The organism is Roseivirga ehrenbergii (assembly GCF_001593005.1).
Lineage (GTDB): Bacteria > Bacteroidota > Bacteroidia > Cytophagales > Cyclobacteriaceae > Roseivirga > Roseivirga ehrenbergii.
Window position 1 is genome coordinate 55,293 of record NZ_LQZQ01000050.1, and the last position, 23,393, is coordinate 78,685.

Below are 23,393 nucleotides of genomic sequence, written 5' to 3' on the forward strand. Positions count from 1 at the left end.
CCAATGACTGATTCTGTCAATAAAAAAGTATTGATCATTACCTACTATTGGCCGCCAAGCGCTGGTGGTGGGGTGCAGCGTTGGCTTAAGTTTTCTAAATACTTGCCTGAATACGGTTGGGAACCCGTGATTTTTACGCCTGAAAATCCTGATTTCGATTTGAAAGATGAATCTTTGGCCAAAGATGTCTCTTCACAAATTGAGGTCTTGAAATTCCCCATTTGGGAACCTTATTCAATTTTCAAAAAGCTTTCTGGAAGAAAAGAATTAAAACAAGGTCAGGTACTTGAAGGAGGGAAGAAGGGCTTTATGTCACGTTTAGCCATTTGGCTTCGAGGAAATGTTTTTATTCCAGACCCTAAGGTGTTTTGGGCAAAACCTTCGGCTGATTATATCGCTTCTATTTTAGAGAGTAACAACATACAGACTATTGTTACCACTGGGCCACCGCATTCCATGCATTTGATTGGGCTAAAACTCAAAATGAAGAACCCGGCCATCACTTGGGTAGCCGATTTTCGTGATCCTTGGTCGAAATGGGATATTCTTCAGAAATTCAATATGACGGCATTGGTTTGGCGGAAACACAAGAGCTTAGAGCAGCAGGTGATACGCGCGGCCGACTGTGTGCTGACTGTAAGTGAAAGTTGGAAGAAGGATTTTGAAGACTTAGGTGCCAGAAGAGCAAAAGTGATTACTAATGGTTTTGATGAAGAAGATTTTAAGACTTCCGTTTCAATTCCTAACTCAGATAAATTTAGAATTAGTCATGTAGGCATGCTCAATGTTTTCAGAAATCCAGAATGGTTTTGGAAGGTATTGAATGAAATGGTTGGAGCAGGCAAGTTCGGTAACGATTTAGAAATTGAGTTTGTGGGAATTCTCAGCGATGATGTGCTGGCTACATTTCAAGATCATACTCATCTCGTTCCACTTATTCAGAAACATAACTATTTACCTCATATAGAGGTGTTAGAGAAGTACAGGCAATCTTCTGTGCTGTTGTTACTCCAGAATAATTCCGAGAATGCCAAAGGCCATTTACCAGGGAAATTCTTTGAGTATTTAGGTGCCGATCGAAGAATACTTTGTATTGGAAATAAGGAAAGTGATTTGGCGGAAATTTTGGACAGGACAAAATCGGGAAGCGTGTTTGAGCAGACAGATGCAGATCAGTTAAAAACCTTTTTGAGAGAAGCCTATCAAGATTGGAAGAATGGGAACTTAAATTCTAATGCTGAAGAGATAAGTGATTTTGGAAGACGAAGCCTAACACAAAAGTTAAGTGAACTACTGAATACTTTAGGTACTCGCTAAGTCTTCTTAAAACGATTTATAAAACCAAATACGAGGCTATTCACCTCTTTCGAAACTTTGAGCCCAATAGTGAGGCCTACAAGTAGAACAGTAATTACGCTGGAGCGGATAAGGATATCCAAAAGCGTTTGCTCCAGTGTAGGAATCCATTGATTTACCCAAAGTACCAAACCAATAATCGCTACTAATTTGATGCTTCCCAGTGAAAACGGTTGAATTTTAAATTTCACCCAAACGAATAAAAACTTACTTAGGTTAAAAGTAAGCATGGCTAAAAACGAAGCTATGGCTGCTCCTTCAATTCCATACTTTGGAATCAATAATAAATTAAGTGCAATGGTGAGAATGGCCAGAATACCTACTGCAACTACATTGAATTTGTAGTGCTTTGACATCACTATTATTTCTCCATTGGTGCCGAAAATCATATCGCTTAGCTTTCCTAAGCCAATAAACACCACCACGTTAATGCCTTGAATGTAAATTTCTCCATTGGGAATAAATGAATAGAGGCTTTCAAGGTTTGCCCAAATACCAATAAGCAGCAAGCTTCCGATAATCATTTGATTAATAGAGGTTTGCTTATAGAGTTTCTCTACGGCAGGCATATCATTCTTCTCGAAGGCTTGAGAAATAAGTGGAGCAGAAATTTGAGCGATAGAACGTTTGGGCATTTCAATCACTACCCCAATAAAAAAGGCAATGGTGTAAATCCCTGTGGCATCTAAGCCCAAAGCTCCGCTCACCATAATGCTATCAATTTGTAGCACGATTTGCGTACCGCCTGCGCCAATCATCATATAAATAGCATAGGTCATGATTTGCTTCAGTAGTGCTGTATTGATGAATTTAAAGTTGAAGCTGAGTTGAAAAGCCTTAAGCTGACGTAGATAAAAAATAACGGTAATCACCATCAGCAGGTAGGCGGCAGATAGCCATTGAATGAGTCCATTAAAAGTGATGATGTCTAAGGCATAAAGAGCAACAAGGACTGTAATGGAAAGCCTGAGTTGTATGTCTCGAATCAGTGTAGGGATAACAATTTTTAGTAGGCTACGGCAGTAGGCTTCCAGCAATTGAAATTGAATTAGTATAAAGCTAATCAGTAGAGTAATTCCGAAATACTCAATAAACAGCCCTGACTCTTTAGCGAAGTAAGCAGTTATTTCGGTTTTAAACAGAAAGGTAAATGCGGCAAATAGAACGAACCCAAAAACTCCTCCTAAAATAATAAAGCTGAGAAAGCCTTTTTGATCTTTCAGTTTTGGAAAGAATTTGACCAAAGCAGAGCTCAAGCCAAACTGCCCAAAAGTTGCCATTAAAAACGCACTGCTCTGAATTAAGCGGAAGAGGCCAATTTGATCTGCTTCTAGAAAATATGGAAAAAGCCAAAGCACATTGATATAGCCAATCAACACCCCAAGATAGGCGATGATTGAAGAACGAATGCTTTGTTTAATTACGATGCCCAAGGGAAAGCTTGTTTCGAGGACGAAGGTAAGTGTTTATGTCAAATAAGTCGAATGAAAAACCATCACAACCTTAATTGTTGCTACTGTCCAGTGGCTAGAGAGTAGTGTTTAGGCTGATTTAACTAGTTTTTTTGTTAGCGGTGCATTTTACTTAAAAATCAAGTGAAATGCACCGTCTATTCAATCACCTCACTATCATTTTTTTAGTACCAACTACTTGGTCATTTACTATCATAGCGTAGTAATATATGCCTGATTTCATATTGTCTTTGCTAATCGTAAGTATACCTTTTTTTCCTTTTATATCGAGGGAGTATTCTTTAACAATAATGCCATTTTCGTCATATAAAATAACTTTAGCCTGACCCGTTTTGGAAGGCAATGAGTATTCAATTTTTGTTTCTGTTGAAAACGGGTTAGGGTAGTTGGTGGAGAATAGTATTCCGTCTGGCAAGCGTAGATTTATTGTCTAAAGAGCTCATTCGTGGTCAATTTACACTTGTCTAAAACAAGAGACCTAGGGAAATTATCTTGTTTCTATAGTTGATGTAGGGGATTAAGTAGTTCAAAAGGTGCTGATCACGCGCTAGTGAATGCCCTTGTGTTCTGGATTGAAAACTACTTTAAAATTTCCTTTAATGTGGTTTTTACCGTGGAGGTATCAATGTTTTGATTCGCCACTAACTTAACCACTTTATTAAAGTATGTGGGCGAACACCCGTACTTAGAGAAATCATCTTGAACATCATGGGTGTAAAAAATTAGCCATCCTCCTTTGTCCTTTGCTTCTTGAATTATGCTTTCAATTTGCGCTATTGAATGCGTATTCTCGTAAAGCCTAACCGCCTTTAAGTTATTTAGATCAATTATTCCCCGATTTATACCATGCTCGATGCCCCTCCCAGAAGTAAACCTATCTTTTATGATTCCGCGAGCGGTGTATGTCTGCTCTCCAAATGGATAAGAAAAATTATCGAAATTGATGTCTGGTAGAATCCTTTTAAGAAGAGCTTTGTTTAGGTCTAAGTCTTTTAAAATGTCGTTTCTCTCTGTACGCAAAAAGTGAAGGTGACTAAAGGTATGACAAGCCAATTCATGTCCATCCTCAGTACATTTTTTTAAATCTTCTAAATCAAATTTTAACTGCACTTCTTCACTTTCTAGAAAAGATAAGCATAGATAATAGGTTGCTTTGATATTATGTTTATTAAGCATCTTTCGTGCTTCATCAAGAGCCGATTGATGTACGTCATCAAAAGTAAAGCTCACAAAAAGCTTATCAGAGGGGGGTGTAAACTTCTTTTTATGAGTCATCACCCCAAGTTTTTTTCGTAACTTATCGATGTACTTATTCATTTTATTTGGATCGCAACCTGTCTATAATTATTAATCGCTCCAAGTAACTCATAATCGAATGGCCTTCCGAAACATCTTTTAAAGATTTGTAAGGCTTCGTACTCATCATTAAAGCTTGAGAACTCATCAAAGATTAGGATGTCTCCTGACTTAATTATTGGATGAATATGGAAAAGTACATAAAGAGTTGAGCTAAAGAGGTCTGCGTCTAAGTGGAAAATGGTAGTTTGATTTGATGACTTATGGCTTTTGAAAAAATCATAAACCGTATCCTGAAACCATCCACTAATGAATTTTACACGGGTATCACTTATGTCTGGTGTTTGTCCTTTCTTATTAAAATGTCCTTCTTCCTTGTTTTCCCAGCTTTCGGGGAGTCCTTTAAATGAATCAAAACCATAGAATTCTGAATTAATATTTTTGTTTTGACCTAGCCAAAAGGACATCATTTCACCAGCATCTACTCCGAATTCATAATAGGAAATAGGAGTGTTTTCGAGGTTCAGTTTTTTAATTAGGTGATCATGTAATTGGTACCTTCTACCATATGACGCCTGCGGATTATAATAGTCATTGAATACTTTGATAGCTTTATGTTTATCAACCCATTGTAAGTAATTCAAATACTGATGAAGGTGTTTGAATGGTGTCGTAAGCCTTAAAAGCGGTTTGTATAACTTGGACTTGACTAAAAATGGATGGATAGGCATATGATTTATTTAATTACCTCGACTACGTCATTAGATGGTATGCTCTTGTTTGACTTAAAGATCAAGAAGTGAGTATCTTCTAACTTCTTTTCCGTTTCAAAGGCGAAATCATCAAATACTTGCGCTGAGAATTTGTTTCGTTCTGTTTTTTTGTATTTCACCCTAAAGTCGTCTTTGGGTAAATATTTATTCAAGCAGAAATTGATGAAGGCATGCTCAATTCTTTTACTCTGAATTCTGCAACTGAACATGAGATCGATAAGTTGATTTTTTTCTTTGTCAATAATAGCAAAACCTACTATACCATAATCACCAAACTTATCAGCACACTGCATTACGTAGGTGTCTAAATTTGGATCTGAGGCAATTTTTTCAATACGCCCTTCTTCATAAAGATTACCCGAGAAATTCATTTGGTTGGTACGCTGAGTAAGCTCAAAAACTCTTTGAAAAAACTCTTTTTCTAGCGATAGTAGGGTGAGTTTTATTTCACATGATTTTAGAAAAGTCAGATATTCACCATCGAAATTTTCTGCCTCTTGCTTCCTTTGTGCCTCTCTTAAGTAAAAAGACTTTCGGTTTTTGCTTTCATCGGTAGCGTTTGTTTGAACTTCATCTAAACCCAAAATACTGTCAATATATTCGGCATCAAGTACTTTAATGTTGGGGAATATATTTTTCACTTCCTCCCTTTCAAATTTTGAATCATCTACAAAAAGGAGGGTGTCAATGCTGATATTCAGGTCTTTAATAAGTTCTCTAATGGAGTTGCTTTTCGGTTGCCATGAAATTTTAGGGAACACAAAATACTCGCTTAAACCAAAGTGTTCAAGTACCTGAATGGCATCTTCATGTTTGTTTTTGCTTGCAATTGAATTAAGGATTCCTTTTTCTTCTAAAGAAGCAAGTACATTTGTAACTCCACTTCTCAACCTAAGGTCAGACACACCGGATTCCGTAAGTATTCCATGCCATAAAGTATTGTCTAGGTCCCAAACTATACATTTAATTTTACTTAATTTTTTTTGAGTGGGCTTGTGATCTTTGAACTGGACAAACTCTAAAAGCCCAAAATAGAGAGGATGGGTTTCATCAATGTTTTCAGGCGTTAAGTCAATTCTGAAATCAAGTTTCGTTCTAATTCTCTTTTCTATCTCAGTAAAGGGTATTAGCTCTTTGTTATAACCTGAGTTAATTTCAACCTTATACTGAAAAGGAATTTTACTGAATTTAGGATCTTCGTTTCTGATAGTAAGTGTCAGTGTTATACTTTGGTCAGAAGGATTGTAACACTCGATAAGAAAGTAATCAGGGAGAAGGTTATTAGCATTCAGGTTTTGTTTGACTTTGTTTTTTTTGACGCTGTATCTTTTTTGAATCAACTTTTTTTTAAGGCTTTGAATAGGTGTGTTTGCGATTGCCGTGGCGACTTTCAAGTCCTTTTTTTCATAGGATTCAGCTTCTGAAAAATCAAAAAGTAAACAGTTACCCTGACTCGCTAAAACACCCCATTGTTTAAACTGAATTTTGAGTGTTTTCTGAGGTGTTTTTTTACCCAGACCCATTGGTTGGATGCCATTCACAAAACGTTGGCATTTCCCATCGACTCTTGGTGAATACAACTGGCAAGTTTTGAAACAGCTCGGCATGGCACATTCGGTACAGTGCTCTGTCCAGTGGAGTACACTTCTTTTATCGATTGATGAAAGTGTTTTAACAAAATCATCAAGAACCTCAGATGATAAGTCTTGATTCAAAGATTTACTATATATCTCGCTTTCGTACATCAGCCAGTCAGATCAAAATTTTGAAGGTTTGCCATCATTACACGCAACGCAAAATAGTTAATTTGAGTGCCAAAATTTCACCTATTCAGTTTTTAACCAGAATGTGGTATCCGAGAGTCCTGAAGTAGTGAATATTGATGGCCAATTCTTTAGAGTAGAATGAATATCTTGATACCTATTTCGTTCGGAGTTATCTAATACGAGTATTCCTCCTTTTTTTATTTTCGGGATGGAGTTAAGAGCAGAGGTAACCCTTGCTCTGCCATCTATGAGTACAAAATCAAGAGACTCGTCCTCAAACTTTTTGATGAAGTCGGAGTATAATTTAAAAGTGAGATCAGGAACGGGATAATCTTCTTTACTCATTTTAAACTGCTCATAACTGCTAAGTTTTGGGTCTTCAAATGGCTCGTCTGCAGGGATCAGGTTGAGTTTGATGTTTTTAATATTATGCTCAATTATGATTTGTTCTACATGGTTGTGCCATTCTTTATTATGCTCAATGGTGTTGAGTGAATTGAGCTGTTTAGAAAAGAAGATTGAACTAATTCCGCTTCCGTATTCGATTCCATTCATGTTCTTTTTAAGGAGTTTATGGAATACTTTGATTGCATCTTTGTTAACCCAAGGGAGTTCAGGATTATTCTTACGAAACTTACTATACTCCGCTTTTAAAAAAGGGCGTATGAGCCTGTATTTTAGGTATTGAAGAGTTCCTGTCTCAGCTAAGTAGTTTTTTTTATGAACTTTAGATTTGTTAATTTCTTGTTTGACAGATAAAAACTCTTCTTTTGTAATCAACATTTTAAATCAGTGCTAGATTTTTCTTAACTGTAAAGTAATGCATTTTAGATTTAAGCGAGAAATGTAATATTCATGAAAATAGCCATGTTTTTAGATCAGTCTTTTCCTCCCGATTCTAGGGTTGAAAATGAGGCATTTAGTCTCATAGGGACTGGTCATGAAGTACATTTGTTTTCACTTGAGCGTGATTCCAACAGGCCAAAAAGGGAAATTTGGAATGGTATAGAAGTCCATAGATTTGAAATTTCCGATCTGACTTATCGTTTATCCGCATTGGCCTATACTGTTCCTTTTTATCATCAATCAATACTAAACTCAATTATTGTATTTATTAAGGCAGTGAATCCCGATGTCTTACATATCCATGACATGCTAATTGCGAAGGCCGTTTTTAAAGCCAATGCCAGTTTTAATATCAAAACCGTGCTCGATTTACATGAAAACCGCCCTGAGATCATGCAATTCTATCCGCACTTAAAGAGGTTTCCTGGAAAGCATTTGATCAAACCACTAGTTTGGAAGAAATGGCAGAAGCGTTTGATGAATATGGCTGACGATGTGATTTTGGTTACTCATGAAGCAAGGGAAGTAGCTGTTAATGAGGATGGTATTGAGCCTTCTAAAATCACTGTTGTTCCGAATTCTATTGAAGCAAAGATCTATTATCAGTATAAATTAAAACCTCAGATTCAAGATCGATTTAAAGATCATTTTAACATTGTTTATGTGGGTGATACTGGATTGAGGAGAGGGACCGATACCGCCATTCAGGCACTTGCGCTGTTGGGGGCAAAAATTCCAGATGCACAATTGATTTTAGTAGGGAAAAGTACGGAGGATAGTCAGTTGAAAGAGCTAGCGGATACACTCGGGGTAAAGGAGAGGGTGGTGTTTGAAGGATGGCAGGATGTGTCGCTATTTCCTTCCTATATCGCTGCTGCTAATGTGTGTATTTCACCCTTGCATCGCAACAAGCATCACGACACTACTTTTGCTAATAAAATTTTCCAATATATGGCAGGTGCTAAGCCTTTGCTGGTAAGTGACTGTCCTCCTCAAGCCCGCGTGGTGAATCAAGCCAATTGTGGTTTGATTTTTCAAGCTGAAAATGCAAAAGATATGGCAGAAAAACTGCTACAGCTTTATGACGAAAAAGAAAATGCGACAAGCCTAGGGGGCAATGGCAAATCTGCTTTAGATCGACAATTCGACTGGAGTATCACCAGTAAAGGGCTTATCGAATTGTATTCGAATATCCTTTAATTAGCCTTTCTTCTAAAGCTTAAGAAAATACTCCCCAAAAACATCAACACCACTAAAATAGAGAAAATCCTCATTACGATTTTTCCTGTACTGTATATGGTAGGTTTAAATTCGAAAACGATTTCATGATTTCCAGCAGGAATTTCCAATGCACGAAGCACATAATTCGCACGAAGCATTTCTACTGGTTGTCCATCTATGGTTACTTTAAACCCTTTTGGGTAATAAATCTCAGAGAATACGGCAAAGCCATCTCCTGAATTCTGGCTGTTGTACTTCCAGTAACCGGGGTGGTAGTCTATTAAATTAATCTGCCCTTCGCTGCTTGGGTCATCAATTTTTAAATTGAATTCGCTAGCATTGACAATGGCTTGTGTCTTTGTTTCAATATCTCCAATTTTGTTAAAAGCTTCATCTGGAGAGTTGACTTTAAATAGATTGTCAACAAACCAAGCGGCTCCATTCGCTGAATTATTTGTCAGAACACCTTGATTTGAATTGGGATCTATAATTAAGTAACGGGTATTCAACATATTCAAAACCTCGAAACCACGAAGGTTGCTGTCGCCATTCTTAATTCTTTCGGTCAATTCCTGCATTTCAGGAAAGATATTTTTGTCGATTAACTCTTGATACCTTCTTAATCGAGCACCATGATACCCATTGATGGTATGGTGATGGTAAGCAGACTGAGCACTGTAAAATGATGAAGTGAGGTTCAGTACACGATCTCCTAAACTTTCGTTTTGTTTAATGTATCTGTCTGCATTGGTTTCGGTAAAAAACTGCGCTCTTGGCGATTTAGCAAAGTTCGCTTCACCAATAAATCGGCCGGCCACTAAGCTGACATCCAGAATGCCAAGCAAAATCATTAGGGCGAAAGCTGTAGGTTTTCCTAGTTTTTTGATGGAATACAAAAAGTAAGTACCTGAAAAAAGAGCAATAAAAATAAAGGCACGGAATGCATCACTTCGGAATAAATCTTTACGGTCTTCTTTTAGAGCGTTGGCATACTCAATGGGCAACTGACCATCAAGGAATGAACTAAAGCTTAGTACGCCAGGGATTATGGCTAAAAGCAAAGCCAAGCCTCCTGTTGTACCCAGTGCAATCCATAATTTCTTTTGTTGCGCTTTATTTAGTTTTTGGTCTATTACCTTTTCTAAGCCCAACATTCCTAAGAAAATAATACCGAAAACGGGCATCATAATCGTGAAACTCACCGACCTGAATTTGTTATAGCCTGGGAAGTAATCGAAAAGGAAGTAATTGAGGCTAGGTAGGTTTCTGCCGTAGCTCATTAAAATTCCTAAAATGGAAACGGCCACAAGCCAAATCACATATCTTCTTTCTACAAAGAACATCCCCACTACACATAGAAACACCATAATAGCGCCAGCGTAGTAAGTAGTTGGTGACTCTTTGCCCCAATAGGTCCTGAGTTGCGGAAGCGTTTGCCTTACTTGGGCTTCAGTGGCGCCAGCTTTTCGCAAAACATCTGCGCTGTTTGACTCGGTTCCTAGCTGATCATTTCCTCCTAAAGCATTTGGAATAAATAAGGTGAAGGGGTCCGCAAGACCATTGCTGTATTGAAAAGCGTAGGTTTTAGACAAACCGTCTTCGTTTAAGTCTTGGTCGGTTTGTTGTGTTAATTCAGACTGACCTCGGTTTGAATATTTTCCGTACTCGTAAGTCGCATAAAATTCACCAAAGAAAGTCCCCACGGCTAAAACGGCTGCCAATACCAATAGCCCCAAGCGCTGTACAAAAGGCTTTAATTCGCCTTGTTTTGCGGCATGAATAAGTTGAAGTAAACCGTAAATGGCAACAATAAAAGCCAAATAGTAAGTGATTTGAAGGTGGTTTACCCGCATTTGCATGGCCAAAGCCAAGGCTGTAAGGCTGAAACCTAGCCATTTATTTCTGGTGAAGCATAGGTGAATTCCGCCCATGACCAATGGCATTAGTGATACCGCTGAAATTCGAGCATTGTGTCCAGCCGTTATGCCTATAATATTGTATGAAGAAAGAGCAAAAGTAACCGCCCCAATAATGGCTAAATAGGGCCTCACTTTAAAGCAAAGCAACATGATGTAGAAAGAAATCATCGAAACGAAGATGATTCTAACGGGGTGAGGCAACCCAAAACTGATAACCGCATGCATGGTTTTGATCAACTCATTCCCCCATTTCACACTCACCATATATGCGGGCATTCCGCTAAACATGGAGTTGGTCCAAAGGCCTTCTTCACCAGTTTCGGCACGATAATCTAAAATCTCTTTTGCGCCACCTTCCCATTGCAAAATATCACCTTGGGTTAAACTCTTGCTTTCAAAAAAAACAGGTTTGAAAAGAATCAGTGTAAGCACTAAAAAAATGGCAATCGCTACAATATGAGGCAATACGTCCTTCTTAAAATCGACTTTGATCATGTTTGGGAATGTTATAAAGGCACCAATATCTTCATATCAAATGTATTTAAAAAGGTGAAATGTTTTTTTTGGGTTTTTCAATGCGAATTCATCCTTCGCGCTGACGATTATTTTTATATTTTTGCAGTCAATTACAATTGAGAATATGTTTGATAATTTAAGTGGCAAGCTGGATCAGGCGTTTAAAACGCTGAAAGGACAAGGAACAATAACTGAAATTAACGTTGCCTCTACGGTAAAGGAAATCAGAAGGGCTTTAATCTCTGCTGATGTTAACTTTAAAGTAGCCAAGGATGTAACGGATAGAATCAAGGAAGAAGCGCTTGGGCGTGACGTATTGATTTCTGTTAAACCAGGCCAACTTTTAGTGAAGATTGTAAGCGAAGAGCTTACCAAGATGATGGGGGGCGAAAAAGCCGACTTCAATACAAAGGGCGACCCCGCTGTGATCTTAATTTCTGGACTACAAGGTTCTGGTAAAACCACTTTCTCTGGTAAACTGGCAAACATGCTTAAAAAGCAAGGTCGTCAGGTTTTGCTAACCGCTTGTGATATTTACAGACCTGCTGCGATTGACCAATTGAAAGTATTGGGAGAGCAAGTAGGAGTGGAGGTATATGCCGAGCCAGAGAACAAGAATGCTCTTCAAATTGCCAATAACGCGATCAAACACGCTAAGGCAACGGGTAAGAAAATTGTAATTGTGGATACTGCCGGACGTTTGGCGGTAGACGAACAAATGATGAATGAAATTGAGGAGCTTAAAAAAGCCCTTAATCCTACCGAAACCTTGTTTGTTGTCGATTCGATGACAGGACAGGATGCGGTAAATACAGCTAAAACCTTTAACGAACGCCTCGATTTTGACGGTGTTGTGCTTACCAAGTTAGATGGTGATACCCGTGGTGGAGCTGCCCTTTCTATCAGAACGGTGGTGGATAAACCAATCAAGTTCATGTCTACTGGTGAGAAGATGGATGCCATCGATCTTTTCTATCCTGAAAGGATGGCCAGCAGAATTCTTGGTATGGGTGATGTGGTGTCTTTGGTTGAAAAGGCACAAGAAAACTTTGACGAAGAAGAAACGCGCAAGCTAAACAAGAAGATTCGTCAGAATAAATTCGACTTTGAAGACTTTCTTTCTCAGCTTGAGCAAATCAAGAAAATGGGTAATATCAAAGACCTTTTAGGGATGATTCCAGGTATGGGGAAAGCCATAAAAGGACTAGATATTGATGATGATTCATTCAAACCTATTGAAGCCATTATCAAGTCGATGACAAAGGCTGAAAGGGCCAATCCAGATTTGATTGATGGCAGTAGAAAAAAGAGAATTGCAAGTGGTAGCGGAAGAACTATTCAGGAAGTGAATAACTTAATGAAGCAGTTTGGCGACATGCGCAAAATGATGAAGACCATGAACAAGATGGGTGGAGGAAAAAGAGCCTTAGCCAATCTTGGAGGAATGAGACGATAGTCCTTAGTAACTAACTGATTAGTATTCTAATTATCGAGTGGATTCCCATTCAATCAATGCCATTTGGTATTGGAAATCAGTGGTTTGAAAAGTGAGCTTGTATTTAAAGCCGTTGGGGTTTCCCATCGAAGAGAAGCGCACCATGTTAACACTGGTGGAATCCGTATTTAGTTTTTTATTCACTTCATATTCAATGTCAGCATCTTGTCTGACCCATTTTAATCGAAACTGATCCAGTTTTTCATTAATAGAGTATCCTTTACTCGTTTTCGTAATCGCCCTTTCAGTTTCCAGAAGTGTTTTATTATGATGATCGTTGATCAATAATTTAGCCCTGCCGAATTGATTAATTAAGTCATTGGACTTGTCTACAGTTAAGAAAGCCTGAATTTGCACCAATAAACTGTCGATAAAAATCAGGTCAATATTGCTGATATAATGGGCTTCGGCCAAATAGTCTATTTGATCTAGCTGATAGACCGAAAAGTCTTTAGTGTAGAATTCTCCATAGTGTTTGAAAACCCTTTGATCGAGTTCCGAAATAGGCATACCCAACTCTAATGAAGAAAAGGAAAACTTGTACTTAGGGATTGAGCTGTTTACTGAAGCAATTGGTACCCTAGGGGCTGGCTCTACATCTTCTACTTTTTTCTGAGGAACCTCCTTTTTAGGAGCGCTACAACCTATTGTAAATAAAAGGATTGTAATCAATAGGAATGGCTGAACTATCTTCTTCAATACAGAACTAATTTTTACGTTAATGTAGAGGAAATTAATGAGTAAGCAAAATTTGGGATGTATATGTTACTATTTGTAGGAATCTGTTACTTTCAGAAAAGAAAGCTTATGATGGGGATGCTCGAAGAAAGGAATCTCCCTATGGAAGAGTTGATAGTTCAAAAAGGGTTGGAGGCCTAAATGATGAAAGTAATAAATAGAGTATCTTATGTTGTTATAATTGCAGTAGTAATACAGGGGATCTTTTTCCTATCGATAATTACATATTTGGTATAGTAAGGATCGTTTTATTAGTAGGTTCTATAGCCTTGACATTCTACACTGAAAGACTAATGAGGAAATCTTAATAATCGGAGGAATGATTAAGGAAAGATTCAAAAGGATAGCGCAAAAAACGATGGAGAATTGAGCCATAACATCAAATCACCCGTCAGGCGCTCACTTGCCCACTGTGGTAACTGGCGCTCACCTGTGGTGATTACCTATTTTGTGATGTAATATGAGTGCATCATTAAGAGTAACAGAAAGTCCAGTCCATACTGAAGTTTTGAGAGTAGATTTCTATAATCGCTGAATAACAGCAACAAAAATTGTATAAAACGTTAACTTTGAGTATGGATTTACAGACGAGAAAACTACATTTTATAGAAGAGGTACTCGCCATAAATAGCGAGACGATTATCGATAAGTTGGAATCTGTTCTTAAAAAAGAGCGAAAAAGTATTGAACCTGTCCTAAAGGAGAAGCTTATCTCCAGAGCTTTAAAAGCCAACGAAGATATTAAGGCAGGAAGGGTACATAGCCGACAAGAAGCAGAAGCCAAAATTAAGGGCCGTCTGGGCATATGAGAGTAATCTATACAGATCAGTCCATTGACAGTCTTGAGGAAGCGCTTGAGTTCGTTGTTGAAAAACAAAAACTCTCTCCTGAACAAGCTTCCAGTTTAAAAAGCAGTCTATTAGACAGAGCCGATAGTTTAGTGATAAATCCATTAAAAGGTCAACAAGAAGAATATCTAAAAGACTTGAAAGAAGGACACAGAAGAATTATAGAGGGGCATTTTAAGATCATTTACAAGATTGAAAACGAAGCGGTCTATATCACGGATTTTTTCAACTCCAGACAGTCTCCTGCAAAAATGAAAGGGTAATCAAAAAGAAAAATCAATGCTCTTTTATTACTGCCGTCAAAACCTCAAAGTATTGGTTAGTTGTGATGTCCTTGATTTGAATAACCTGTAAATCATGAGGAGGAAGGCCATATTTTAAATGAGCTTCCCATACATATTCAATAAACCACTCTGGTTCTTTTCCCCAGCGTTTTTCCTTTAGCCTTCTTTTTAAAAAGTCTTTTTTGTCAATATTTAAAAAAATGGATTGGTCGATTAGCGCATTGATATTGGTATTAGCGAACACCAGAATGCCTTCAATGATCACATAATCATATTTTACTTTTGCTTGGGTGATGGCTTTGTTCCAAGCATTCCAGTCTATGGAATCTGGGACTTCCCAATCGGGAATTCCTTTGATTTCCGGCAGTTGATGTTTAGGTAGCGCGTATTCGTCCTGATGGAGCACTGTGACGTTCTTTAGCTGAGTTCCCAGCCAATCTGCCAATGTAGATTTACCTGACCTTGAAACTCCTCCTATAGCGATTACGGTAGACATGGCTAAAAATAAAAAACCCGAACCTATAAGGCTCGGATTCTTAAATATCATTTTAAAAAAAGACTACTTATACATTACAGAATGCACAGCATCTAGTGTTCTTTTCACATTTGGTAGAATAACGTCAATCAAAGTTGGAGCATAAGGCAATGGTAAGTCCATGCTGTTTACTCTTTTAATTGGAGCGTCTAAATAATCGAATGCATCTTTTTGTACGTTGAAAGCAATGTCTGTTGCCAATGAAGACAATGGCCATGCTTCTTCCACAATCACCAAACGGTTTGTTTTCTTCACCGACTTAATAATGGTTGGGTAGTCCAGCGGTCTCACAGAACGAAGGTTAATTACCTCTGCACTAATTCCATCTTTGGCCAACTCATCAGCTGCCTCGTGGGCTATTTTCATCATTTTACCGAAAGAAACTAAAGTAACATCAGATCCTTCGCGCTCAATGTGGGCTTTACCAATTTCTAATACATATTCTTCTTCAGGAACTTCACCTTTGTCGCCATACATTAACTCTGACTCCATAAAGATTACTGGATCGCTATCGCGAATGGCGGCTTTCAATAAGCCTTTAGCATCGTATGGAGTAGAAGGCACTACTACCTTTAAGCCAGGAGTGTTAGCATACCAGTTCTCAAAGTTTTGAGAGTGCTGAGAACTCAACATTCCTGCGTTACCTGTAGGTCCTCTAAACACGATAGGAACAGAGTACTGTCCACCAGACATTGACATCATTTTAGCAGCAGAGTTGATTACTTGATCAATAGCTACCAATGAGAAGTTGAAGGTCATGAATTCGATGATTGGCTTAAGACCATTCATAGCGGCACCAACACCAATTCCTGCGAACCCTAGTTCCGCAATGGGGGTATCGATTACTCTTTCTGGGCCAAACTCGTCTAACATGCCTTGGCTCACTTTGTAAGCACCATTATACTCGGCCACTTCTTCTCCCATAAGAAAGATTTTATCATCTTTTCTCATTTCCTCAGACATGGCTTCTCTCAGGGCTTCACGAAACTGTATTTCTCTCATTCATCTAGGGGTTAATGGCCGTAAAAATAAACATTCAGTACTCAATTCACAAAGAAAGATTAACAAGAGTATAGGGTATAAAAAAAGGCTCTGAATTTACATCCAGAGCCCTTTTATTAGTTTTTTTAATTCGATTACTTCAAGATATCGATAAATGCTTGAGTACCACTGAACTCTCTGAACTCTAAATCAGATAACGCTTTGGCTTTTAATGAAGCGTCAGCATTTACTGCATTTCTTAAGTTCTCGATTACTTTGTTCTCGTTTCCTTGACGAGCAGCAGCAACTGCCGCTAAGTAATGAGCCCAAACAAATGCTCTGTCGTTAGAGATTACAGTTTCAAAAGTAGACTGTGCACTTCTGAAATCTTCTTTCAATAACTGAGCCATACCTTTGTTGTATTGGTCAACAGAACGGTTGGTAGCATTGCCCAATGAGCTTAATGCCGCATCGTAGCTAGCCATTTTGATTTCAATAGCACCTTTAGCACCGTTAACGCCTTGTCTAACATCATTACCAGGGTTCATTGTCAATGCTTTGTTTAGAGCATCAAGAGCCGCTTGGTTGTTGTTTTGCATTGCTTGCGCCATCCCTAAGTTTGCTTGCGCATGAACGTTAGCATTCTTTTGGTTAGAAATTTCGAAATGGTTGATCGCATCTCTCAACATGTTAGTTTTTTCTCTTCCAGAAGCAGCCATAGCCATTTCCATAGATACTGCGCCAAGGTTGTTGTGGATTGCCCAAGTATCGTTCTTTTTAGCAGCAGCCTCGTAGATTGATTTTTTCTCTTCTAAAGAAGGAGAGAATGAAGCAGCATAAGCTAATTCTTCAGCAGAAAGTTGATCAGCAGATCCTCTTCCTTGTGCAATAGACTTTGCTAAAGAGATAATTTCTTCTCTTGATTTTTTAGGCTTAATAGTTAATACTTCAGTTTTAGCTGTTCTCAACTGAGGATAGATGTCTTTGAATACTTGCTTGTAAGTACTCAACTTCTGAAGTTGCTTTTCTTTTTGCTCGAAAGAACCTGAACCATTGATAATGTTAGTCCATTCTGATTTTTGAGCAGAAGAAATACCATTGTAGCTAGAAAGCATGGCCTTCAATTCATTCCAATCGTCAACAACTGGTTTAGTAATGAATCTGATTTGACTTGCCATTCCTTGGTAGTCATACTTATCCATTTGCTCTCTGTACCAAGTTTCGATGGCTACAGCTCTTTCTTTTGCTAAGTCAGCGTTAATTCTGTCTTTACCTTCTGGAGAGTGAGTACCAGTGATGGTAACTGTTTTAGTTGCGTTCTTTTCTGCAATGAAAGCAGCAAATCTTGAACCTCTATCACTATTTTTTTCAACTGGTCTTAAAACTGATCTTCCTTGCTCAAAGAAAAACTCTACGTTAGTAGGGATTAATTCTTCTTTATCATTGTAGCCATGAGGAGCGTATGAAGTAAAGTAAGAAGGTTGAACCAAAGTAGAAGTAGTAATTAAACCTTCAGCAATGATAAGTTTTTCAGATTCTACAAAGTTTCCAGTTTTAGGGTTGGAAGCAACTCCTTGAACTAAAAGGTTTCCGCGAGACATGGCAGGGTCATATGCGAAAGAGTATTCTTTAGATACTTTAGGCTGCTCAGTAGAAGCGTTAGGGTAATCTTTTGCGTTGAAAACAACTGGAGCCAATTGCTTTTCTTGAGTTCCATATTGGTAATATGTATTCAATGTGTAAACCTTTTTAGGTTTTAACATTTTTACCGGCAAATTTGCCGACATTGTGAACTTTACTTCGTTCCCGTGAACTTCTAATGGTGTTGGCTCAACCGTAAGTCCTTGGTCTTTCGACATTCTTGCCATTTTGCTGAGTGCGCAACCAGACATTGATAGGACACCAAGTATCAAGAATGGAAAAAATAATTTAGCTTTTAGGGTTTTCATATTATTTTGATTGATTTAGAACAGTATAGCCTTAATTTTAGGACTGCAAGTTTAATAAAATTTTAATGGATTCCGATTTTAACCTTTAATAAATTCTTTTGTAAATTTGTTGTAATATTTGTCCAATGGAAAGAATTCAACGTTTTTTTGAAAGCCAAGCCTACGGGGTTTGTACCAAATTAGGCGAGAAGCTTAATCTGTCGGCTTCTTCTATTCGCTTGTTCTTCATCTATGCCTCATTTATTACCTTTGGTTCACCTTTGTTGATTTACTTAGGCCTTGCCTATGTGATCAATTTTCGGAAGCATTTACGTAGAAGACAAAATCCTGTTTGGTATAACTAAGGATTTATTTTTTGGTAGGTTTTTTTCTGCCTTATAAAGTAATCCCAAATCACTAAGCCCGTATATCTTGGATTGTTTTGCGATAGTCTTTTTACAGACTTTCGTTTTTTAATTTGGCTAGGAATAGACCTCATAAAATCGAAATGGGCCCTGATAATGGCAAGCCCATGCGGGAGCCCACTCAAAATTGAAAACTGAACAATCGCAAGCCAATCCAAAAATAATCGAATAGGGAATTTCCAGAAGAGGTCGGAAGTAATCTCATTCTTTAACAGAATAGTTAGTCCGTTTCTGAAATTGAGATAGGTCTTTCTTGGACTGGATTTATCTAGTGTCCCACCACCTAAATGGTAAACTACACTTTCTGGACATACTTTTACTTTATAACCTAAATTCCAAAAACGCCAGCAAAGATCAATCTCTTCCATATGAGCGAAGAAGTCTTCGTCTAGACCACCAGCTTCAAAATAAGCCGAACGCCTAACAAAAAGAGAAGCCCCCGAAGCCCAAAACACATCTTGGGTTTCTTGATATTGATTTTGGTCTTCCTCTATGGTATGAAATACTCTGCCTCGGCAAAATGGATAACCGAGAATGTCCAGGTAGCCGCCCGAAGCTCCGGCATACTCAAAGTGAGTTTGCTTTTTTAGGTCTAATATTTTTGGCTGAACTGCCGCCAAACTGCTGTCCGATTCCATCAGTTTTAAAATTGGAGAAATCCAACCTTCTGACACCTGAACATCGGTATTGAGCAGTACTACAAATTCATGATCTAACTCTTTTAGGGCTTTATTGTAGCCTCCACAAAAACCATAATTTTTTGAATAGGTAATTAATCTAACGGATGGGAAGTTGGTTTTAACAAATTCCACAGAGCCATCTGTCGATCCATTATCAATCACAATAACGTCATGTCCTGTGCTAAACTGCACAACAGATGGCAAGAAGTTTTCTAAATGAGTTTTGCCGTTATAGTTAAGAAGGGCAACGGATAGGTTTGACATTAGAACATGTTACCCAGGTCCATTCCAGGGATGTTGGGCATTATTCCCTCGGTACTTTTTCTGATTTCTTCTTTGGCGCTAACGTCTGCTTTATCAAGCGCATTGTTAATGGCTGCAACAGTAAGGTCTTGAACTGTTTCTTTATCTTCTTTGCTCATTAAAGCCTCATCAATTTCAATTGAGATGACCTGTTTTTTGCCGTTTACGGTGGCCTTTACCATTCCGGCACCAGCCTCGCCTGTTTCTTGAATGTATTCTAGCTTGTCCTGGGCTTCCTTCATTTTGGACTGCATCTCCTTCACCTTGCCCATCATTTTCATCATATCGAACATAAGCTTGTTATTTTTTACCCAAAACTATCGAATTAATACTAAAGTTCCGGTCTGTTGGATGGTGGTATTTCCTGCATCTTGAAACGAAATGCGATAAGCATAGCCACCTATACTTGCAGGAGTGCCATTATAAGTTCCATCCCAACCAATGCTTGGGTTGGTGGAATTAAAAATCAAATTGCCCCAACGGTCAAAGATTTGCATATGAAAGTTGATGAAGACGCCATCTCCAACCGTAAAGGTATCATTGATTCCATCACCATTTGGAGTAAATGCGTTTGGCAGTCGAATGGTGCCAACTGAAAGCGGGAAGCAGAACTCTGGACTCATTTCTGAAGTATTCCCGCAGTCATCTTCATAAGCTACAGTGTAGCAAAGTTCTAATTGCCCTGATTTTAAATTGGTATCGGTAAACTCTGGGCTAGACGATGTTCCAATGGCACTAAAGGTGTCGTCTGGGTTCTTTTTGTAAATTCTATAATTTGAAGTACCAACTGGTGCTTGATTAAACTCTAGCTCGAAAGTAGCATTTACTAATTCTCCATCCATAGACTGTATTGCAGGTGGACTGAGAGTGCCACTTAAATCGGGAATAATTGGTGCACTCTTAGAAGTGGCTGCTCCAAAAGTGGCTTCGAAATAATAGTTTTCTACTAGCGTGCAATTACTCAACATGCGCTGGGTTGTGCCGGTGTTTGTAGTGAATTTATCTGCTGTTGAATTGTCGTTTTCAAAAAATACAATTTCATATGCTGAATTATTAACTGTGTTAAAATCGAAATCAATTTGGATATCTGAGTTTACATAGGTCGCACTATATTGTGCTGCTACAGTGTGCACCGTTTCAGAGGGTATTGCGGTGTTATCGCATTGGGTAGTGCTTTCAATTTTTACCGAATACACCGTATTAACAAAATCGAAATTACTGTTGGTGTAAGTGTAGTTTGTTGCGTTTGTGCTTGGGTCTAAAGTAATAAGGTCTGTTTGGCTTCCGTCTTCAGACTCAATCACTAATGTGTGTACAATCCTACTGTCCAAGCTTTCATAATTGATTTCAAGAGTAGTGGCATCCAATACTTTCAGGCTATTGATTACTGGAGTAGGGGAGCTGTCGAGTGTGGTAATTGACTTTGTAAAGTCAGAACAGTTTGTGGCATTCCCCGAAGCTAGTCCTTGTACGGTAATGCTATAATTTCCCGCAGCGGCATAAGTATAGGGCAGTTCATTTGAATCAGTTGCTTTGTCAATTGTTTGTATAGGGCTTCCATCTCCAAAATCAATGGAATAACTATCGTAGCTGTCTTGGGTAAAATCTATATCTAGAAAAACCTCATTGTTAGCGCAGGCAAATACATTGTAGGTAGGTTCTATGGCTTCTATTACGGTGATTTTGATATAATCAGATTGCTCTCCGTTTGGTAAGGATTGACTAATGCCTATTACATAATATACCCCTGGCTGGGTGTATTCAAATTGCTGTTCCGCTTGAAAGTTAGTGAAGCACTGGCCAGGGTCTTGCTGGAACGTACTGCAATTATTAGGGTCTGTGGTGTTAAGGTAATCGAACTGAGTTGAGGCCTTTACATTAGTGATATTAAGTGTAAAGGGGGCGCACCCAATTACGTGATCAACTTCAAAATTAGCAGTGAGTTGGCTTTGGGTTTGCCCGCTTACGTGATTCGAAAACACCAAAAGCAATAAAATCAGAACACCAAAAGGCGTAATAGACTTTGAAAGTGCTTTTGCTTCAATTTTCAATTCAGGTGCTAATTTGATTATGCTTCTTGATTAACGGTACATTATCGCTAAACTTATTCAAAACGATGGCTTTACCTATCGCTTATTTATTGTGTAGCCAAAAAATCAATAAGCTCCAACATTGTTTGCTTGTGTTGCTCACCGTCCTCCATGTTTTTCACCGTGTAAATATTGGTGTCAATTTCTTCTTGCCCTACCATAACTACAAAGGGTATGTTTTTCTTATTGGCATACCCTAATTGTTTTTTCATTTTGGCCGGCTCAGGGTAGACTTCACAATTCACATTGTTATTCCGCAAACGAGAAGAAAGGCCTAAGGCATGCTCCAAACAAGTCTCATCAAAATTGGTGATCATCACCTTGGTGCTGCCCAATTGATTTGAAGGGAAAAGGTTAAGCTCGTCCAGTACGTCATAAATTCTATCCACGCCAAAAGAGATGCCGACTCCCGAAACACCTTCTAGGCCAAATACCCCAGTCAGGTTGTCATAACGGCCGCCAGCGGTAATTGTGCCCATTTTTACGGAGGTAGGTTTTACCTCATATATGATTCCTGTATAGTAAGAAAGACCACGGGCCAAGGTAAGGTCGAAGTGAGTTTTGTCGTGAGCAACCCCCAAACTGGTCATGTGTTTTAATGTAGTTTCAACTTCGTTCAAGCCTTCAATTCCTACTTCCGAGCCAATGAATACTTTTCTGAGGGTTTCAATTTTATCGGTATTGTCTTCTTCAAGTTCCAGAATAGCGGTCAATCGGTCTAGCCCGGACTTTGGAATGCCCAACTGCGACATTTCTTCTAGCATTTTCTCCAAACCGATTTTATCCAGTTTGTCCAAAATAACGCAGAAGGCAGAAAACTTGTCTGTTGCGCCAATAACATCGGCCAAACCTTCAAGTATTTTTCTACTGCTTATAGAAACCTGATAATCTTTGAGTTCAAGTTTGCAGAAAATTTCATTCACCATGGCCATCAACTCCGCTTCGCAAACCAATGAATTGGTACCGATGATGTCTGCATCGCACTGATAGAATTCTCTGTACCTACCTTTTTGTGGTCTGTCGGCACGCCAAACAGGCTGCACCTGATAACGCTTAAAAGGGAAGGTGATGTCATTTTGGTTCATTACCACATACCGTGCAAAGGGAACAGTAAGGTCGTATTTTAGTCCTTTTTCGGTGATCTTCTTACTCAATTCTTTAGCGCCAGCTTCAAAATCACTGGCATCTGTTTTTGATAAAAAATCACCAGAGTTTAGAATTTTAAACAAGAGTTGGTCGCCTTCATCGCCATATTTTCCTGTTAATGTAGAAAGGTTTTCAATCGCGGGAGTTTCTAGTGGCATAAAGCCATATTTCTTAAAAACACCTTTTATAGTGTCTAAAAGATAATTTCTACGAAACATTTGTTCCGGTCCGAAATCGCGTACGCCTTTGGGTAATGAAGGTTTTTGAGCCATTTTTGTTGGTTTTAATCACACAAAACTACTAAACACAGGGCTAATCTGTTGGGTCTAAATCAGAATATTGAAAACTTATGTGAATTTTATTTCGCTAGGGGTTTATAAATTCTATTCAAACTCTTATCTTTGCACCTCATTTCGAACAAGTACTATCATGGGGATAACGAGATTAAAAAGAAAAGCGAGAAGAAATAAGCAGAGATCTGCTGATAGGGTTAATAAAATCAAGCAATTGACAAGCACCCCTGTAATTGCTAAAATTGACGCTGAGGCACTAAAAGCTTCATTTGAAACTTCAACTAAAGCTGAGGCTAAGCCAAAAGCTAAAAAAGAAGAGGCTGAAAAGCCTGCTCCTAAGAAAGCGGCTAAAGCTGAAGAGAAAACAGAAGAGTAATTTACTCTTTTTACATATTTTGAAGGGACTGTTGAAAGACTGTCCCTTTTTTTGTTGGACTTAACTCAATAATCAAAGCCCAGTTCAAATCTTGTTGCTAAGATTT

General features: G+C 38.4%; 22 protein-coding genes. 7 read left to right on the forward strand and 15 right to left on the reverse strand.

Translation table 11 applies throughout. The annotated features are described in order from the left end of the window. Positions 1–3: 3 nt before the first annotated feature. Positions 4–1,317, forward strand: a complete 1,314-nt coding sequence (locus MB14_RS16430) for a glycosyltransferase (RefSeq protein WP_062593545.1) — start codon at positions 4–6, stop codon at positions 1,315–1,317. Here MB14_RS16430 and MB14_RS16435 read toward each other — a convergent pair. The 6 genes from MB14_RS16435 to MB14_RS16460 all read right to left on the reverse strand — a co-directional run bounded on the left by MB14_RS16435 (position 1,314) and on the right by MB14_RS16460 (position 7,446). Continuing rightward, positions 1,314–2,789, reverse strand: a complete 1,476-nt coding sequence (locus MB14_RS16435) for an oligosaccharide flippase family protein (protein ID WP_062593547.1) — start codon at positions 2,787–2,789, stop codon at positions 1,314–1,316. The two genes, MB14_RS16430 and MB14_RS16435, sit on opposite strands and share 4 nt — an antisense overlap. 184 nt (positions 2,790–2,973) lie before the next feature. Beyond that, positions 2,974–3,243, reverse strand: a complete 270-nt coding sequence (locus MB14_RS16440; protein WP_157716608.1) for a T9SS type A sorting domain-containing protein — start codon at positions 3,241–3,243, stop codon at positions 2,974–2,976. A gap of 164 nt (positions 3,244–3,407) precedes the next feature. Continuing rightward, entirely contained in the window at positions 3,408–4,145 is a 738-nt protein-coding gene (locus tag MB14_RS16445) for a polysaccharide deacetylase family protein (RefSeq protein WP_062593551.1), read from the reverse strand. Further along, positions 4,142–4,855 carry a TylF/MycF/NovP-related O-methyltransferase gene (locus MB14_RS16450; RefSeq protein ID WP_084376124.1) on the reverse strand — a complete coding sequence of 238 codons (714 nt, stop codon included), beginning with the start codon at positions 4,853–4,855 and terminating at the stop codon, positions 4,142–4,144. The genes MB14_RS16445 and MB14_RS16450 overlap by 4 nt, the downstream gene beginning before the upstream one ends. A 5-nt stretch (positions 4,856–4,860) precedes the next feature. Further along, positions 4,861–6,612, reverse strand: a complete 1,752-nt coding sequence (locus tag MB14_RS16455) for an HAD-IIIC family phosphatase (RefSeq protein WP_165899481.1) — start codon at positions 6,610–6,612, stop codon at positions 4,861–4,863. A gap of 111 nt (positions 6,613–6,723) precedes the next feature. Further along, positions 6,724–7,446 (reverse strand): O-methyltransferase, encoded by a 723-nt coding sequence (locus MB14_RS16460; protein WP_062593556.1) that lies wholly within the window; start codon positions 7,444–7,446, stop codon positions 6,724–6,726. 72 nt (positions 7,447–7,518) lie between these two features. On the opposite strand from MB14_RS16460, the gene MB14_RS16465 reads away from it, so the two are divergent. Beyond that, the gene (locus MB14_RS16465; protein ID WP_062593559.1) at positions 7,519–8,709 is read left to right on the forward strand and encodes a glycosyltransferase family 4 protein; all 1,191 of its coding nucleotides are present in this window, start codon (positions 7,519–7,521) and stop codon (positions 8,707–8,709) included. Here MB14_RS16465 and MB14_RS16470 read toward each other — a convergent pair. Continuing rightward, positions 8,706–11,144, reverse strand: coding sequence for a YfhO family protein (locus MB14_RS16470; RefSeq protein WP_062593561.1), 2,439 nt, complete (start codon positions 11,142–11,144; stop codon positions 8,706–8,708). The two genes, MB14_RS16465 and MB14_RS16470, sit on opposite strands and share 4 nt — an antisense overlap. Before the next feature lie 145 nt (positions 11,145–11,289). Here MB14_RS16470 and ffh point away from each other — a divergent pair, with 145 nt between their 5' ends. Further along, on the forward strand, positions 11,290–12,621 hold the full coding sequence (gene ffh / locus MB14_RS16475) for a signal recognition particle protein (RefSeq protein WP_062593563.1): 1,332 nt from the start codon (positions 11,290–11,292) through the stop codon (positions 12,619–12,621). 30 nt (positions 12,622–12,651) lie between these two features. Here the strand turns inward: ffh and MB14_RS16480 are convergent, their stop codons facing one another. Beyond that, positions 12,652–13,359: a hypothetical protein gene (locus MB14_RS16480; RefSeq protein ID WP_132644077.1), complete on the reverse strand. Its 708-nt coding sequence runs from the start codon at positions 13,357–13,359 to the stop codon at positions 12,652–12,654. A gap of 614 nt (positions 13,360–13,973) precedes the next feature. Here MB14_RS16480 and MB14_RS16485 point away from each other — a divergent pair. Together MB14_RS16485 and MB14_RS16490 are read left to right on the forward strand one after the other, a co-directional pair. Then, positions 13,974–14,207, forward strand: a complete 234-nt coding sequence (locus tag MB14_RS16485) for a hypothetical protein (protein WP_062593567.1) — start codon at positions 13,974–13,976, stop codon at positions 14,205–14,207. Then, positions 14,204–14,509: a type II toxin-antitoxin system RelE/ParE family toxin gene (locus MB14_RS16490; RefSeq protein ID WP_062593569.1), complete on the forward strand. Its 306-nt coding sequence runs from the start codon at positions 14,204–14,206 to the stop codon at positions 14,507–14,509. Before MB14_RS16485 ends, MB14_RS16490 begins: the two co-directional genes overlap by 4 nt. Before the next feature lie 13 nt (positions 14,510–14,522). On the opposite strand, the gene MB14_RS16495 is transcribed toward MB14_RS16490, so the two are convergent. The 3 genes from MB14_RS16495 to MB14_RS16505 all read right to left on the reverse strand — a co-directional run bounded on the left by MB14_RS16495 (position 14,523) and on the right by MB14_RS16505 (position 17,905). Continuing rightward, entirely contained in the window at positions 14,523–15,077 is a 555-nt protein-coding gene (locus MB14_RS16495) for a nucleoside/nucleotide kinase family protein (protein WP_062593571.1), read from the reverse strand. Positions 15,078–15,089: 12 nt separating this feature from the next. Beyond that, a complete protein-coding gene (locus MB14_RS16500) occupies positions 15,090–16,067 on the reverse strand; it encodes a pyruvate dehydrogenase complex E1 component subunit beta (protein ID WP_053223024.1) in 978 nt (325 codons plus the stop codon). Positions 16,068–16,201: 134 nt separating this feature from the next. Next, positions 16,202–17,905: a tetratricopeptide repeat protein gene (locus MB14_RS16505; protein WP_246032613.1), complete on the reverse strand. Its 1,704-nt coding sequence runs from the start codon at positions 17,903–17,905 to the stop codon at positions 16,202–16,204. Between the two features lie 215 nt (positions 17,906–18,120). Here MB14_RS16505 and MB14_RS16510 point away from each other — a divergent pair, with 215 nt between their 5' ends. Then, a complete protein-coding gene (locus tag MB14_RS16510) occupies positions 18,121–18,339 on the forward strand; it encodes a PspC domain-containing protein (protein ID WP_053223026.1) in 219 nt (72 codons plus the stop codon). On the opposite strand, the gene MB14_RS16515 is transcribed toward MB14_RS16510, so the two are convergent. The 4 genes from MB14_RS16515 to hisS form a co-directional block, all read right to left on the reverse strand. Next, positions 18,336–19,343, reverse strand: coding sequence for a glycosyltransferase family 2 protein (locus tag MB14_RS16515; RefSeq protein WP_062593575.1), 1,008 nt, complete (start codon positions 19,341–19,343; stop codon positions 18,336–18,338). The two genes, MB14_RS16510 and MB14_RS16515, sit on opposite strands and share 4 nt — an antisense overlap. Beyond that, positions 19,343–19,675, reverse strand: coding sequence for a YbaB/EbfC family nucleoid-associated protein (locus MB14_RS16520; protein ID WP_062593577.1), 333 nt, complete (start codon positions 19,673–19,675; stop codon positions 19,343–19,345). The genes MB14_RS16515 and MB14_RS16520 overlap by 1 nt, the downstream gene beginning before the upstream one ends. Before the next feature lie 24 nt (positions 19,676–19,699). Next, a complete protein-coding gene (locus MB14_RS16525) occupies positions 19,700–21,433 on the reverse strand; it encodes a T9SS type B sorting domain-containing protein (RefSeq protein WP_062593579.1) in 1,734 nt (577 codons plus the stop codon). An 86-nt stretch (positions 21,434–21,519) separates the two neighbouring features. Continuing rightward, positions 21,520–22,890, reverse strand: a complete 1,371-nt coding sequence (hisS, locus tag MB14_RS16530; RefSeq protein ID WP_062593581.1) for a histidine--tRNA ligase — start codon at positions 22,888–22,890, stop codon at positions 21,520–21,522. Positions 22,891–23,047: 157 nt separating this feature from the next. Here hisS and MB14_RS16535 point away from each other — a divergent pair, with 157 nt between their 5' ends. Continuing rightward, on the forward strand, positions 23,048–23,287 hold the full coding sequence (locus MB14_RS16535) for a hypothetical protein (RefSeq protein WP_062593583.1): 240 nt from the start codon (positions 23,048–23,050) through the stop codon (positions 23,285–23,287). The last annotated feature ends 106 nt before the right edge of the window (positions 23,288–23,393 follow it).